Raw genomic sequence first — 15103 nt, 5'->3', positions numbered from 1 at the left:
GCCCAGCCGGGGCGCTTCCCCCGCCGGGATCCGCAAGTTAGGGTGGGCTACACAAATTTCTATAACCTGTTTCAGGCGCGGCACGCGGGGGCCGCGGGAGGGAGTTCGGTATGTCCGCGCCGATCGTTATCGCCGGTGCCGGCCTGGCCGGGCTGCGCACCGCCGAGGAGTTGCGCCGGGCCGGGTACGAGGGCGAGCTGGTGTTGCTCGGGGACGAGGCGCACGCGCCCTACGACCGGCCCCCGTTGTCCAAGGACTTCGTCCGCGGCACCACCGCGTCCACCCCGCTGCGCCCCGGCGACTTCTACGACGAGAAGAAGATCGACCTCCGGCTGGGCACCGCGGCGGCCGGTGTGGATACCGCCGCCAAGCAGGTCCGGCTGGCCGACGGCCGCACCCTGGACTACGACCAGCTGGTCATCGCCACCGGCCTGCGGCCGCGGCTGCTGCCCGGTGCGGAGGACGTCACCGGCGTGCATGTCCTGCGCAGCCACGACGACGCCGTCGCGATCCGGGAGGGGATGCGCTCGGCCGAGCGCGCCCTCATCATCGGCGCCGGGTTCATCGGCTGCGAACTGGCCGCGAGCCTGCGCGCGGAGAACCTGGCGGTGACCCTGGTGGAACCGCAGCAGACCCCGCTCGCCGGGGTGCTGGGCGTGGAACTCGGCGAACTGGTGGCTCGCCTGCACCGGGCCGAGGGCGTGGACCTGCGCTGCGGGGTCGGCGTGGACGCGCTGCTCGCCGATCCCGAGGGCCGGGTGCGCGGTGCGACGCTGGCCGACGGATCGGAGGTCGCGGCGGATCTGGTGGTCTCCGGAATCGGCTCCCGTCCGGTGACCGATTGGCTGGCCGGTTCCGGAATCGAGCTGGCCGAGCCGTCGGCCGGAGGCGGCGTCTTCGCCGACGAAACCGGGCGGACCAGCGCGCCGGGAGTCTGGGCGGTCGGTGATGTGGCTGCCTGGCGGACTCCGACGGGCGAACATCGCCGGATCGAACACTGGACCAACGCCGGGGAACAGGCCAAAGCGCTGACCTGCGCGCTGCTGGGCGTGGAGGCTCCGGGCATCGTGCAGGTGCCGTATTTCTGGAGCGATCAGTACGAGCTGAAACTGCAGGCGCTGGGCACCCCGCGCGCCACCGACGATATCCGCGTCCTCGCCGACGACGGGCGGAAGTTCCTCGCGTACTACTTCCGCGAGGGCCGTCTGGCCGGTGTGGTCGGTGCCGGGATGACCGGTCAGGTGATGAAGATGCGTGCCAAGATCGCCGCGGCCGCCCCGGTGGAGGAGTTGCTCGGCGCGACTCAATAACCTGTTGGGGTGATCGTCGCGCTCATCGACTCCGGTTTCGGGCTGCTGCCCACCGCGGCGTGGCTGCGCAAGCTGCGTCCCGACGTGGATCTGCTGCTGCAATTGGACCCCGAGGGCGCGCCGTGGGGGCCCAAACCTCAGGACTGGGTGGTCGAGCGGGTGGTGTCGGCCGGCCGGACCGCCCGTGACCTGGGCGCCGAGGTGGTGGTGTTGCCCTGCAACACCGCCAGTGTGACCGCGCTCGAACACGTCCGGGCCGAGCTCGGCGCCGAGGTGCCGGTGGTGGGCACGGTTCCGGCGATCAAACCGGCCGCGGCGGTGTGCCGGTCGGTCGCGGTCTGGGCGACCGCGGCGACCACGGCCAGTTCCTATCAAGCGGATCTGATCGCACGTTTCGGCGGTGACGCGAAGGTGACCGGAGTGGCCTGCCACGGGCTGGCCGAGGCGGTCGATCTCGGCGATATGGCCGCGGTGCGGGCGTCGGTGGCGGACGCCGCGGCCCGGACACCCGCCGACGTCGAGGGAGTGGTGCTGGGGTGCACCCACTATCCGCTGATCGTGGACACCATCGTCGCCGCGCTGCCCGACGGGGTCCGGTTGTTCGACAGTGCCCAGGCTGTCGCGGCCCAGACGGTCCGGCGGATGGAAGCGCTGGGCGGTCCGGCCACGGGCGATGGGACCGTGCGGGTCTATCTCAGCGGCCGTCCCGGTGAACTGCCGCCCGGTGCGTCCGCCTATGAGCCGGGGCGAATTCTCGGCGCGGCCGGCGGCGCCGCGCGTCGCGGCGATGCCGATCTGCCCGGCAGATGAGGGCGATCTGCCGGCGCCGCGATACGCACCCGATGATCACGGACGGCCCGACTCCGTTCCGTCGATACCGAATTCCGCGGCGATGACCTCGGTGACGACGGCGACGATGCTGCGGGCGACGGGTTGCCGCACGATCCAGGTCTGCATGGTGATCGGCGGATCGGTCAGCCGTCGCCACCGCCAGCCCGGTAGCAACCGCCCGGCGGTGGTCCGGCTCAGGATGGCCCCGTGCGCGCCGGTGGCGCGCAGGCAGGCGCGGGCGTTCTCGGTGTAGTTGGCGAAATGCCAGCGCGGTGTTATTCCGGCCTCGTGTGCGGCCGAGACGAGCCGGTCGTGGCCGATCGGCACCTGATCGCGCGCGTGCGCGAGGACGTCCATCCCGTCGAGGGCACGTAGTGGGCAGCTGTCTCCGGTGAAGCGGTCGTCGGCCCGGGGGTCGACGACGAGCCCGAACGGCTCCTCCAGCACCCGATGGCGGACCAGATCCGCTGTGGGCGGCTCATGCACGAATGCGATATCCAGCCGACCGGCGCGTAGTTGCTGGAGTTGTACCGTGCTGATCGCGTCGGTCAGCGCCAGATAGGCCTGCGGGACGGCGTCGCGCACGGTGTCGATCAGGTGGTCGAGCCAGTCGGGCGGTAGCCCGGGCGCCAGGCCGACCTGGACGATCTCCCGTACCGGGCCCGCGTCCCGGGCCGCGTCCTTCGCGGTGTCGGCATATCGGAGCAGGGTCAGTACATGCTGGTAGAGGGCAGTTCCGGCGGGAGTGGGCACCACTCCGGCCGGAACCCGCTCGAAAAGCGTTACGCCGCATTCGCGTTCGAGTTGCTGGAGCCGGCGGGTCAGGGCGGGCTGGGAGATCAGCAGCGCTTTCGCGGCCGAAGACAATGATCCGCGATCGAAGACCTCGACGAAATATCGCAGTTGCTGCAGCTCCATCGCCGCCCCCGATCCTTCACTCCGAGCCCGATGCCATAACTTCAGAACATACCCGGGCCATTCAAGCGGCATTGGATCACGGACTGTTCGCGCGGTTGCATTGTGGTCGGCACCACAGTCGCCCGCAGCGGGCCACGATGCCGCAGCTTCGCTCGAAAGGATCCACGGTGACCGCGTTATCCACCGCACCGCCATCAACCCGGTATCGCTGGGTCGTTCTCGTCCTGTGCTGGGCCGCCTTCACGATGACCTCGGTCGATCGCGCGACCTGGGGCCCGGCGGCGGGCTCGGTCGGTGACGACCTCGGGGTCGCCGTCGCCGGACTCGGGGTGTTCGCCACCGCCTACTACATCGGATACGTCATCTCGAACCTGATCGGCGGCTTCGTCGCCGATTGGATCGGCGCCCGGTTGACCGTCGGCGCGAGCATCCTGCTCTCCGGCGGATTCATGCTGGCCTTCGGTGAGGTGGACAGCCATGCCCTGGGGCTGCTCTTCCAGGCGTGTATCGGATTGTGCGCCGGCGCCGAGGTCGGCGGCGGGGTCAAACTCATCACCAGCTGGTTCCCGGCGCACCGGCGCGGGTTCGCGATGGGTGTTTTCATGACCGCGACCTCGCTCGGCCTGGTCGTCGCGAACGCGGTCGTGCCCCGGCTGATCGAATCGCACAGCTGGCGGACCTCCTACCACCTGTTCGGGGTCACCTCGATCGTGATCGGCCTGTGCTGCCTGGCCCTGCTGCGCCCCGGCCCGCTGACGGTGGCCCGCCCGGAAACCGGCGGCCGGCCGAACCTGCGGCCGCTACTGGGCAATCGCGGTCTGCTGCTCCTCGCGCTCGCCGGATTCGGCGCGCTGTGGGGCACCTACGGCTTCATCACCTGGTCGAATCTGCTGATGGTCAAGGGGGTGGGGATCGACCCGGTGCGGGCCGGCACCGTCGTGGTGATCTTCGGCGCGGTCGCTGTGTTCTCGAAACCGCTGGTCGGCCTGGTGGGTGACACTCTCGGCCTGAGTCGCAGACGGCAGTGCATCGCGATTCTGGCGGCGTTCGTGGCCTGCCTCATCGCTTTCAGTTTCGCCACCACCGCGACCCAATTCCTCTGGATCGCCCCGTTCCTCGGTATCACCGCCTATATCTACAGCCCGGTGATGATGGCCATGATCCCCACGCTGTCGGGTCCGGAACTGGCCGGGACCGCATCCGGCGGGGTGAACGCGTTCTGGCAGCTCGGCAGCACCATCGTGCCCGCGGTGGTCGGGCTGGTCTTCGGTGCGACGGGGTCGTTCCAGCTCGTCTTCCTCGTCCTCGCCGCGGGCCCGCTGCTGGCGATCGTCCCCATGTATTTCATCCGCGGCGCCGACCGCCGCGAGGCCGCCGGTACCGCGACCGCGCGGCCCGGCGACAACCCGCTGATCCTCGCCACTCCCGGAAAGGCCTGATCCCCGAATGCCATCGAGCAGTACCCACTACGACGTCATCGTCGCCGGCGGCGGATCGGCCGGTATCGCGGCCGCCGCCGGTGCCGCCCGGGCCGGTGCGCGCACCCTGCTGATCGAACGCGGCCCCTGCCTGGGCGGGGCGGCGACCCTGCGCAATGTCGTCACCTACTGCGGGCTCTACACCCGCGACGATCTGCGGCAGGTGGTCTTCGGTATCGCCGACGAGGTGGTCTCCGCGCTGAAGACGCGCGGTGCGGTGAGCGAACCGCGCAAATTCAACGCCGTCACGGTGGTCTTCGACCCGGAGAGCGTCAAGGTCGTCCTCGACGACCTCTGCCGGGCCGCGGGCGTCGATATCCGGCTGCACAGCCTGCTCATCGGCGCGCACACCGACGGCGACCGCGTCACGGCCGTCGAAGTCGCCGACCACGAGGGCGTGCACCGGTTCACCGCCGACGCGTTCGTCGACGCCACCGGCGACGCCGACCTCGCGCAGCACGCGGACGCCGAGGTCCGCTACGGCACCGACGGCTGGGTGCAGAACGGGAGCCTCGGGGTCCGGTTCGGCGGTATCGAGCCCGATGCCGAGGTCACCATGCGCACGGTGGGTGCGGCCGTGCGCGCCGCGAAGGCCGCGGGCACCGGCGGGCTGCTCGCCGAATCCGGTCTGGTGGCCCGGATGCCGGTGTCCGGCGATGTCATCGCGTATCTGGTGGACGAAGGCTACGACGCCCGATCCGCGGCCGACACGACCCGCGCCGAGATCGGTGCCCGCCGCCAGGCCCAGGCCTATCTCGGGGTCATGCGTACGATCCCGGGGGCCGAAGACGCCTATATCGTCAGCACCGGGCCCGAACTCGGTACCCGGGAATCACGGCACATCATCACCCGGCATCGTCTTCGCGAATCCGATGTCGCGCACCCGGGTACCACCGAGAGTGCGGTCGCGATCGGGGCCTGGCCGATGGAATACCATCCCGGCCCGGGTATTCCGTCGACCTGGAAATTCATCGGCGATCCTGGTTTCTATCCGATCCCGCTCGACTGCCTGCGTAGCGTGAGTACGAGCAACCTCTACGCGGCCGGGCGCACTCTCGACGGCGACCGGCAGGCCGGCGCTTCCCTGCGGGTGATGGGCACCGCGTTCGCCACCGGCCAGGCGGCCGGAGTCGCGGCGGCCCGGCAGGCGCTCGACGGCGACGCGACCACCGCGAGCGTGCGCGAGGAACTGCAACGTCAGGGGGCGCGTTTACCCGAGTCGGTGCCCGCGATCTGACGGGTCCCCGGCCACATCCGGCCGATACCCGGCGGCCGTGGCCGGGGCGTGTCACGGGTCCGGTGGGGACGCGGGGTTCCACCGGACCGTTGGGCGCCGCCCCGGCCCGATCGTCAGAACTGGATACGCAGGTGGTCGGTGACGGGGCGGGCCTGGCAGCCCAGGATATAGCCGTTCTCGATGTCCTCGGGATCGAGGATCTCCGCGTTGTCCATTTCGACCTTGCCCTCGAGCACCGTGCAGGCGCAGGACCCGCATTCGCCCTCCTGGCACGAGTACGGGACATCGATGCCCTTGTCGAGCATGATGTCGACCAGGGTCTGCTTCCGCGGCCAGCTCAGGTTATGCGTTTCGCCGTCCAGTTCGACCTCCACCGTCGCCGCGTCGGCGGCGTCCTCGTCGGAGATCTCGGCGGGCGCGGTATCGGCGAAGGGGTCGCCGGCCAGGGAGTTGAACACCTCGGCGTGGGTGCGGTTACGCGGGACACCCACCAGGGCCAGCGCCTCGTGGACGCCTTCCATGAACGGTTTCGGGCCGCACATGAACGCGGCGTGCCCGGTGTAGGGCCGGGTCAGTTCGGCGAGGGCGGTGACGGTGGGCAGGCCCTGCACGCTTTCCAGCCAATGGATCACGGTGAGCCGCTGCGGGTGCTTCCCGGCGAGTTCACGCAGTTCCGCCGCGAAGATCACCGATCCTTCGTCCCGGTTGGCGTAGATCAGCACGATCTTGCCGCTGCCGCGGTCCAGGGCGGATTTGAGGATGGACATCACCGGGGTGATGCCGCTGCCCGCGGCGAAGAGCAGCAGGTCGTCGTCCAGATCCTTGGGTGTGAACACACCGGAGGGCGGTAGCACCTCGAGTTCGTCGCCCGGTTTGACGTTGTCGCACAGCCAGTTGGAGCCGTAGCCGTCCTGCGTGCGCTTCACCGTGACCTTGGGCAGGTCGTCGGTGTAGGGGGAACTGGCCAGCGAATAGCACCGCGCCACCGAACCCGTGCGATCACTGGGGATACGCAGGGTCAGGAACTGGCCCGGCCGGTACGCGAACTTCTCCCGAGCCTGCTCGGGGATCTCGAAGACCAGCGAGCTCGCGTCGGTGGTTTCCGCGATGACCTGAGCGACCCGCAATACGACGGATCGCGAGCCATGGGGCACTTCGACGGTGGTCATCTCGTCCTCTCGACACTGGTAGCCGGCGGCCTCCAGCCTACGGCAAAACTAGAACGTGTTTCAATTTTAGCCTATGCCGGCGGACCGTTGGTGGACGAGCTGACCTTCCAGCCCGGCGACCAGTACGCCGACGCCGAAATCGTAGGAGTACTTACCGCGCAGGTCGGGCAGGTATTCCATTGCGCGGGCAACTCGCTCCGGCATGACCACATCGGGCGGGGTGTCGAGGTTGCGGGGGTTCACCCGCCGGCGGCCGAAGAGATAGGTATGGATGGTCGCGTAGCCGGCCAGCACATTGCGATCGTCGAACCCGGCCTCGAACAGGATCTCCATGATCGCGGCGATCAGATCGAGCTGTTTGCCGAGCATCTGCTCGATGAGAACGTCGCCGAGACCGGGATGGCGGCGCAGCCGTTCGTCGATCTGGGCCAGCAGATCCACCAGCCGGTCCTGCCAGGTGCCCGATTCGGGGGGCGGTTTACGCACCCCGGCCAGTGCGGCCGTGGCCACGAGGTCCAACAGCTCCCGTTTGTCGGCCACGTAGTAGTACGGCGCCATGGGCGAGACCCCCAGCTCGCGTGAGAGCCGCCGCATGGATAGTTTCTCCACCCCGTCGGCACGGACGACCCGCAGTGCCGCCTCCACGATCTCGGCCTCCGACAGGGTGCTCCCGTTACCACCCCCACCCCCGCTGGCCTGCATCCGCACGACTCCCATTGCCACCTCAATACGTCGGGCGGCATCCGCCCGTCACGTTCTGTTCAGCTGCTTTGCCCCCGCAGTCTAGGACTACTCCGGATGGTGCTGTGAGCGGAACCGGGCCGTGGGCATTACGCCGAAACTGTTCCATTTTGTCAGTGGATGACGTTATGGTGTGACGGTGATCGCATCCGGCGATCACCGCGCCGGCTTCGTGCCGTGGCTCACCGGCGATCTCCACGGGGATCGCGGCGGCCCCGGCCGGACAGCCCGTCGGCGCAGGCACCAATCTGTGGAGGTAGCCATGGCGGACAACCGTTCCTTCGGACCGGCCGGAACCGAACAGCGCGGTCCGATCGGCACTGTCGACAACCACGCGGCCGACGACGCGCCCGTCATCGAGGAAAGCCTGGTCGAAGAGGTTTCCATCGACGGTATGTGCGGCGTCTACTGATCGGCGGGGCCGCAATGCTAGATCTGGAAACCCGCTGGCAGTTGCATCCCAGGGTGTCGCTGCGCCCGGAACCCTTCGGTGCGCTGCTCTACCACTTCGGTAATCGCAAACTGTCGTTCCTGAAGAATCCGCGGATCGTCGAGATCGTGCGATCCCTGCCCGGGCATCCCTCGGCCCGCGCGGCCCTGCGGGCCGCCGGGATCGCGGACTCGGCGTCCGATCCGTACGTGAAGGCCCTTGCCGGTCTGGCCGATTCGGACATGATCCAACCCGCGCCCGAGGCCTCCGTGCCCGCCGTACCCGCGCCGTTCGCCGGCGTGGGCCCGGCCGACCCGGCGGTGCGGCTGGTGGACCGTTTCGAATCCGGGCTGGCCGCGCCGATCTGCCTCACCTGGGAGCTCACCTACGCGTGCAATCTCTCGTGCGTGCACTGCCTGTCCTCTTCGGGCCGGCGCGATCCGCGGGAGCTCAGCACCGAGCAGTGCAAGGCGCTGATCGACGAATTCCAGAAGATGCAGGTGTTCTACGTGAACATCGGCGGCGGCGAACCCACGGTGCGTCCGGACTTCTGGGAACTCGTGGATTACGCGACCGCGCATCAGGTCGGGGTGAAATTCTCCACGAACGGCGTGCGAATAACTCCCGAGGTCGCGCAGCGGCTGGCCGCCAGCGATTATGTTGACGTCCAGATCTCACTGGACGGGGCCGATGCCGCGGTGAACGACGCGGTGCGCGGGCCGGGCTCCTACGATATGGCGATTCGCGCGCTGGAGAATCTGGCCGCGGCCGGTTTCCGGGACGCGAAACTGTCCGTGGTGGCCACCCGGCACAATATCGACCAGCTCGATCAGTTCCGCGAGATCGCCGATCGCTACGGCGCCACACTGCGGCTCACCCGGCTGCGTCCATCTGGGCGCGGTGCCGACGTCTGGGATGATCTGCATCCGCTTCCGGAACAGCAGCGCACGCTGTACGACTGGCTGGTCCGCAACGGTGACGGCGTGCTCACCGGCGATTCGTTCTTCCACCTCTCCGCCTACGGTGAGGCCCTGCCGGGGCTGAACATGTGCGGCGCCGGCCGGGTGGTCTGCCTGGTCGATCCGCTCGGTGACGTCTATGCCTGCCCGTTCGCGATCCACGAGCGGTTCCAGGCCGGAAATATCGTCACCGACGGCGGTTTCGAGACGGTGTGGCGGGAATCGGAGCTGTTCGCCGAACTGCGGGAACCCAGCGGCGGCGGAGCCTGTGCGTCGTGCGCGCACTACGACTCCTGCCGGGGTGGCTGTATGGCGGCGAAGTTCTTCACCGGACTGCCGGCCGACGGGCCGGACCCGGAATGCGTACAGGGATACGGGGAAGCGGCGCTGGCCGACGCCGGTCGCATCATTCCGCGCCCGGCGGTGGACCATTCCCGCACGAGTGCCCCGCGCCGGTCCCGTTCCGGTGGTCCGGTTCCGCTGACGTTGCTGCCGCCGGCGAAACGTCCGGCGCGCGCGTGTGACGAGAGTCCGCTCGTGTGAGAATTGTTGTCCGAGACCGCCCGGAGCGCCGATTGCCGAATCGTTGCTCCGGGCGGTTATTCATATCCGTGCTATCGGTTCGGTGACCTATTTCATGTTCACGCGCACGGTCGTCGCGGGAATTTCTCCCGATCGGCCCACTTTTTCCCGGACTGCTGATGTCAGCCGTCGAAACGGCAGTTACCATCCGTGGAATGCGCCATGATCGCCTGCCCGACGGATTCGGGGTGCGGATCGACCCACGGGTACGCGCATACTCGGGGGGACGCATCCTGATCGGAGGCTCACCCGCACGTTTGCTGCGCCTTGCGCCCGAGGCCGCCCAGATGATCGGTGACGGCTATCTCGAGGTGAACAGCCCGCAATCGGCGGTGGTTGCCAGACGGCTACTGGACTCGGGGGTCGCCAATCCCCGGCCCCGGCTGTTGCCTTCGCCGGAGGACGTCACGATCATCGTCCCGCTGCACAACAATCCCGGCGGACTGGACCGGCTGCTGGCCGTGCTGCGCGGCCATACGGTCATCGTGGTGGACGACGGATCCGACGAACCGGTCCACGTCGCCGACGAGCACGGCCGCCGCTGCGAGGTGAAGGTGCTGCGGCACGAGGAGCGCCGCGGTCCCGCCGCCGCGCGCAATACCGGCCTGCGGGAGGCCACCACCCAGTTCGTCGCGTTCCTCGATTCGGATGTGGTCCCACGCAGCGGCTGGCTCGAAGTGATGCTCGGCCATTTCAGTGATCCGCAGGTGGCGCTGGTCGCCCCGCGGATCGTGGCACTGGATCCGGAATCCAACACCCTCGCCCGCTACGAACACGCCCGCTCCTCGCTGGACCTCGGCCGCCGTGAATCCGCGGTGCACTCCGGCGGGGTGGTGTCCTATGTCCCCAGCGCGGCGCTGCTGGTGCGGCGCGCGGTCCTCGAAGCCGAAGGCGGTTTCGACGAAAACATGCACGTCGCCGAGGATGTCGACCTCTGCTGGCGGCTGGAACGGTCGGGTTGGCGGCTCCGGTACGAACCGGCGGCCCATGTGGCCCACGATCATCGGGTCTCGTTCCGCGACTGGTTCCGCCGGAAACTCTTCTACGGCACCGGTGCCGCACCGTTGAGCGAACGGCACGCCGGAATGGTGTCGCCGTTGCAGATTCCCAAGTGGACCGCGGTATCGGCGCTCTTCCTGGCGACCCGCACCCGGTGGGGTCTGCTGGGCGCGCTGCTGACCCTGCTCGTGCCGCTACGCCGCCTGCGGCTCGCCTTCGCGGGTGTGGACAACCCGACCGGTATCGCGGCCATATACGTCGCTCGCGGGTTCTTCGCGGGGCTGTGGCGGCTGGCCTCGGCCATGTGCCGCCACTATTGGCCGATCACCCTGGCCGCGATGCTGTTCTCGCGCCGGATCCGCCGGATCGCGCTGTCCCTGGCCGTGGCCGAGGGAATGGTCGACTGGTACACCCACCGGGAGGCGGGCGGACTGGACCCGTTGCGCTATATCGCCTTCCGCCGGATCGACGATATCGGGTACGGCACCGGCCTGTGGCTGGGCGCGTTCCGGGCCGGCAGCCCGGCCGCGTTGAGACCTACCGGCCCCCCGCGGTAAGGGGGCGGCCGGCCGTGGTGGAGACGCTGATCATCGGTGCCGGGACGGCCGGTTGTGTCCTGGCCGCGCGACTGAGTGAGGATCCCGGGCATCACGTCCGGCTCGTGGAGGCGGGCAGTTACTGGGCGTCGGCCGCGGATTTCCCGCCCGAACTCACCGATAGTGCCGGGCTGCCCGTCGGCGACGACGCACCGTGGCTCTGGCGCTACCCGGTGCTGTTCACGCCGAACCGTCCGGGCCGGATCGTGCGTGGCCGGGGCATCGGCGGTTCCGGATCGGTGAACGGCTGCTATTTCATCCGCGGCGCGGCCCGGGATTTCGCGGCCTGGAGCCGGGAAGCCGGCACCCGGGCCTGGGATTTCGAGGATGTCCTGCCGTATCTGAGGTCGTTGGAGAACGATCACGATTTCGGTGACCATCCCGGGCACGGCCGCAGCGGTCCGGTGCCGCTGCGGCGGATCGCCCGCCCGTCCCGGCTGGTGGCCGAATTCGGCGCGGCCTGCCTGGATCTCGGCTTCGGTGAGGTCGCGGACTGGAACGCGCTGCCCGGTGGCCCGGAATCAGGCGTGGGACCGGTGCCGTGCACGGTCGGCCCGCCGGACGCGGCGGGCCGGTATCAACGCATCGGACCGGCGCACTCGTATCTGCTGCCGGCGCTCTCGCGGCCCAATCTGTCCGTCCGGGGCGATACCTCGGTGCTCCGGCTGCGTTTCGACGGAGCCCGGGTGGTCGGTGCGGACTGTCTGTCCGGCGGGCGGGTCGAGACGATCTACGCCGACCGGGTGGTGGTGTCGGCGGGGGCGATCGAATCGGCCGCGCTGCTGCTGCGTTCCGGTATCGGTCCGCCCGGACAACTGGCCGCGTTGGATATCCCGGTGGTGGCGCCTTCGCCCGTCGGGCAGTGGGCCACCGACCACCCCGAGATCGGGATCGACTACCGGCATCCGGCGCCGTCGGACGGTGTGGTGCCGGTCGAATACGTGCTGGAATTCGACGATATCGAAATCCGCCCCTACACGATCGCCTTCACGCCCGGAGCGCACCGGATGGGTGTGACCCTGATGCGGCCCACCGGCACGGGCAGCATCCGCCTGGCCTCCGCGGACCCACGCACCGCGCCACTGATCGAACACGGATATCTCGCGACCCCCGTCGACCGCGCCCGGCTCCGCGAGGCGGTGGAACTGGCCGGCAAGATCCTCGACACCATGTCGGCGCGGCCGGTCGGCGCGGCGGCCTCCGGCGCCATCACCGATGAATGGCTGCACGAACGGCTGGAGACCTCGCAGCATCTGTCGGGAACCTGCCGGATGGGTCGCGCGGACGACGCGCGGGCGGTGGTCGACGAGCGCTGCCGAGTCCACGGAGTGGACGGGCTGTCGGTGGTGGATCTTTCGGTGGTCCCGGTACCGCTGAGCCGGGGCCCGCAGGCGACCGTGGTGTTGCTCGCCGAACGCGCGACCGCGGATCTGCGCTGATACGCCGGCGGTGAGAACGGCCGGTTCGCGGCCGTGTGCGCCACGATTCGATACACGCGTTCGGTGATGTCGCGCTAACCGGTGGCGAACGCCGCTGCGCGCTTCCGGCCCGCCCCGGTGCTGGTCTCGCTGTTCGGTTGGCGCGCCCGCGGACCCTACGGTACTTTCCACCGGTGCGATTCGCCGGGCGGCGGCTCGGTCCGCGCGCGCGGGCGATCTCCGTGGCCCGCCCGCGAACCGCCACGGCAGTGGTATAGCCGTTTGCTATGGATATGCCCCCACTGCCCCGCGCCGGGACAACCGGTGTGGTAGGTGAGCTGTATCGGTCGGGGATACAGCTCACCGGGGCGCTTCGCCGAAATACCAAGCGGCATCACGCAATATTGCGTCTCCAATTTCGACACCCCGGCCCGATCTCCCCGAGATCCCGCCGCGAACAAGTACTCTGGTCCTTCGGGTGGCCCGCTGCGGCAACGTGATACGGGCACCCGGGAATCCGCACCCGGCGCCGGACTCGGGGAAGGTACGGCGCCGGTGCGGAAGACCCAGCGAACTCCCCGCGATCGCGGAACCATCGGAATTCTGCGCCCGGCCCCGTCGGGGAATCGTGCCCGCGAACATCGGTGCCGGGCTCGACGTCGACATCGGTGTGGTGCGTGCGGGCCGGAGCGATGAACCCGCAGCGGCCGATCGCCTCCGCCGGCTCGGGGACTGCCGGAAAGAGCTACCCGGATGTTTGAGTTGCCAGGAGACTTTGCCAGGAAAGCGGCCCGCATATGGATGTACCGTTGGATAACGGTACAAAATTCGAGGATCAGAAGGCGCTACCGGTGCCGGGAAGGCCGGGGAGGCCCGTTACCGGCAGGGGCAGCGGCAGCGGCGGCAGGCCGGGCAGCAGCGCCGGCAGTGACGGCAGCAGGCTCGGCGGGGCCGGCGGAATGTAGGGGTTGGGCATGTTCCAGCCACCGTGCGGCGGTCCGCTGCGGTTGGTCTCGCGATCCCGGGTGACGGGGGTGTCGTGATCGTTGTCGCGGTCGTTGCCGTAGCCGGCGTGCGAATCGCGGTCCCCGCGGTCGTTGCCGCCGCTGTTGAACTGGTCGTTCCAGCCGTCGTAGTTCTGCCGGTTGTGGTCGCGATATCCGTACCGGCCGTTGTCATCCCAGCCGAAATCGCCGTTGTCGTAGCCGACTCCGTTGTCGCCGATGCCGGTGTGGCCGGTGCCGCGGTCGCCGGAACCGTAACCGTGATCGTGGTCGTTGCCGAAGCCGCCGAAGCCGCCGGAATCGCTCGAATCGTGGGAATCGCTGCTCGAGGAGGCCGGGTCGGCGAGGGCGGTGCCGGCGACACCGGCGAGTGGCGTCAGGGTGAGGACTGCGATCGCGGCGATCCGGGCGGCGATACGTCGGGTGCGCTGGGCCGGGGTTCGGTTCATCGGTGGGGTCCTAACTGATCACGTCCCGGTGGGCTCGCGGGGCGCTGCATTTATCGGAACAATGCTTACCGTACCGCTAGATAACGGCACATTCAATAGGTAGGGAAATTTTTGGTGACAGGTCGTAGTGGGGGCAACGGCCGATGCGACCGTCCGCGCGTCCGAGCAGCCGATCGCCTCCCGTGTGATCATCTGGGGGGCATGACTGCTGATGCGGGCGCGGCGAGTTGGCTGCGGGTGGTGCGAATCGGCGTCGGGATACTCGGCGTCGTAGCGCTGGCGTGGATCCCGGTGCGGGACCTGGGCGCGGAGGGCTTCTCGCTCGCGAACTACTTCAGCTACTTCACCATCCAGTCGAATGTGCTGGGTGTGGTGGTGTTGCTGGTCGGCGGTTTCGCCGATCCCGCTGCCCGGCGCTGGCAGGTGCTACGTGGCGCGAGCACCCTCTACCTGGTGATCACCGGGGTTGTGTACGCGACCCTGCTGGCCCACCTCGACGTGATGCTCGACGACCGCTGGATCAACGACGTGCTGCACCGCGTGCTGCCCATCGTCATCCTCGCCGATTGGATTGTGGCGCCCCGGCGGCTGGGGATCACACCCGGTTTGATCGGCGCCTGGCTGGCCTACCCGGCGGTGTACGCGGCCTACACGCTGCTGCGGGGGCCGTGGGCGGGCTGGTACCCGTATCCGTTCCTGGACCCGACGGAACAGGGGTATGTATCGCTGGCACTGGGGCTGATCGTGCTCACCATGGTGTTCGCGCTGCTCGCGGTGGCGGTGGCCGGAATCGGTGATCTGCGCGGCCGGCGGGAGCGGCCGCCGCGGCTCAGCTGAAGATCTCGTCGAGGCCGGTCGCACCCAGTTCGGCCGCGCTTTGTGGGCCGCCTCTTCCCGGATGGACATTGCGAACCTACTGTCCCCGGTATCCGAGCGGTCCCGAGGCGCCGGTCCGAAGCAATCGACATCACTTCAACGCGTT

General features: G+C 69.0%; 13 protein-coding genes. 9 read left to right on the top strand and 4 right to left on the bottom strand.

Translation table 11 applies throughout. The features are described 5' to 3' along the window. Positions 1–110: 110 nt before the first annotated feature. A complete protein-coding gene (locus tag AB0F41_RS15845; protein WP_357424281.1) occupies positions 111–1310 on the top strand; it encodes an FAD-dependent oxidoreductase in 1200 nt (399 codons plus the stop codon). Positions 1311–1319: 9 nt separating this feature from the next. Further along, positions 1320–2120 (top strand): aspartate/glutamate racemase family protein, encoded by an 801-nt coding sequence (locus tag AB0F41_RS15840; RefSeq protein WP_357424279.1) that lies wholly within the window; start codon positions 1320–1322, stop codon positions 2118–2120. A 36-nt stretch (positions 2121–2156) separates the two neighbouring features. Here the strand turns inward: AB0F41_RS15840 and AB0F41_RS15835 are convergent, their stop codons facing one another. Beyond that, entirely contained in the window at positions 2157–3059 is a 903-nt protein-coding gene (locus tag AB0F41_RS15835) for a LysR family transcriptional regulator (protein WP_357424277.1), read from the bottom strand. Between the two features lie 167 nt (positions 3060–3226). Here AB0F41_RS15835 and AB0F41_RS15830 point away from each other — a divergent pair, with 167 nt between their 5' ends. Further along, complete coding sequence (locus AB0F41_RS15830) at positions 3227–4498, top strand: MFS transporter (RefSeq protein ID WP_357424275.1); 1272 nt, start codon at positions 3227–3229, stop codon at positions 4496–4498. A 7-nt stretch (positions 4499–4505) separates the two neighbouring features. Beyond that, complete coding sequence (locus AB0F41_RS15825; RefSeq protein ID WP_357424273.1) at positions 4506–5774, top strand: FAD-dependent oxidoreductase; 1269 nt, start codon at positions 4506–4508, stop codon at positions 5772–5774. A 113-nt stretch (positions 5775–5887) separates the two neighbouring features. Here AB0F41_RS15825 and AB0F41_RS15820 read toward each other — a convergent pair whose 3' ends face one another. Next, a complete protein-coding gene (locus tag AB0F41_RS15820) occupies positions 5888–6943 on the bottom strand; it encodes a ferredoxin--NADP reductase (protein WP_357424271.1) in 1056 nt (351 codons plus the stop codon). Between the two features lie 66 nt (positions 6944–7009). Continuing rightward, positions 7010–7660, bottom strand: a complete 651-nt coding sequence (gene mftR2 / locus AB0F41_RS15815; RefSeq protein WP_357424269.1) for a mycofactocin system transcriptional regulator MftR2 — start codon at positions 7658–7660, stop codon at positions 7010–7012. Positions 7661–7946: 286 nt separating this feature from the next. On the opposite strand from mftR2, the gene mftA reads away from it, so the two are divergent. The 4 genes from mftA to mftG all read left to right on the top strand — a co-directional run bounded on the left by mftA (position 7947) and on the right by mftG (position 12689). Continuing rightward, on the top strand, positions 7947–8096 hold the full coding sequence (gene mftA, locus AB0F41_RS15810; protein ID WP_357424267.1) for a mycofactocin precursor MftA: 150 nt from the start codon (positions 7947–7949) through the stop codon (positions 8094–8096). A gap of 14 nt (positions 8097–8110) precedes the next feature. Next, positions 8111–9616, top strand: a complete 1506-nt coding sequence (gene mftC / locus AB0F41_RS15805; RefSeq protein WP_357424265.1) for a mycofactocin radical SAM maturase — start codon at positions 8111–8113, stop codon at positions 9614–9616. A gap of 194 nt (positions 9617–9810) precedes the next feature. Continuing rightward, positions 9811–11211, top strand: coding sequence for a mycofactocin biosynthesis glycosyltransferase MftF (gene mftF / locus AB0F41_RS15800; RefSeq protein ID WP_357424263.1), 1401 nt, complete (start codon positions 9811–9813; stop codon positions 11209–11211). A gap of 14 nt (positions 11212–11225) precedes the next feature. Beyond that, the gene (gene mftG / locus AB0F41_RS15795; protein WP_357424261.1) at positions 11226–12689 is read left to right on the top strand and encodes a mycofactocin system GMC family oxidoreductase MftG; all 1464 of its coding nucleotides are present in this window, start codon (positions 11226–11228) and stop codon (positions 12687–12689) included. Positions 12690–13503: 814 nt separating this feature from the next. On the opposite strand, the gene AB0F41_RS15790 is transcribed toward mftG, so the two are convergent. Then, complete coding sequence (locus AB0F41_RS15790; protein WP_357424259.1) at positions 13504–14121, bottom strand: hypothetical protein; 618 nt, start codon at positions 14119–14121, stop codon at positions 13504–13506. A gap of 201 nt (positions 14122–14322) precedes the next feature. Between AB0F41_RS15790 and AB0F41_RS15785 the strand changes: the two genes are divergently transcribed. Continuing rightward, positions 14323–14958, top strand: coding sequence for a Pr6Pr family membrane protein (locus AB0F41_RS15785; protein WP_357424257.1), 636 nt, complete (start codon positions 14323–14325; stop codon positions 14956–14958). Positions 14959–15103 lie beyond the last annotated feature (145 nt).

The organism is Nocardia sp. NPDC024068, from assembly GCF_040638875.1.
In the GTDB taxonomy this organism is placed as follows: Bacteria; Actinomycetota; Actinomycetes; order Mycobacteriales; family Mycobacteriaceae; genus Nocardia.
Note: the sequence above shows the minus strand (reverse complement) of the source record. Positions and strands in the feature narration are given on the sequence as shown.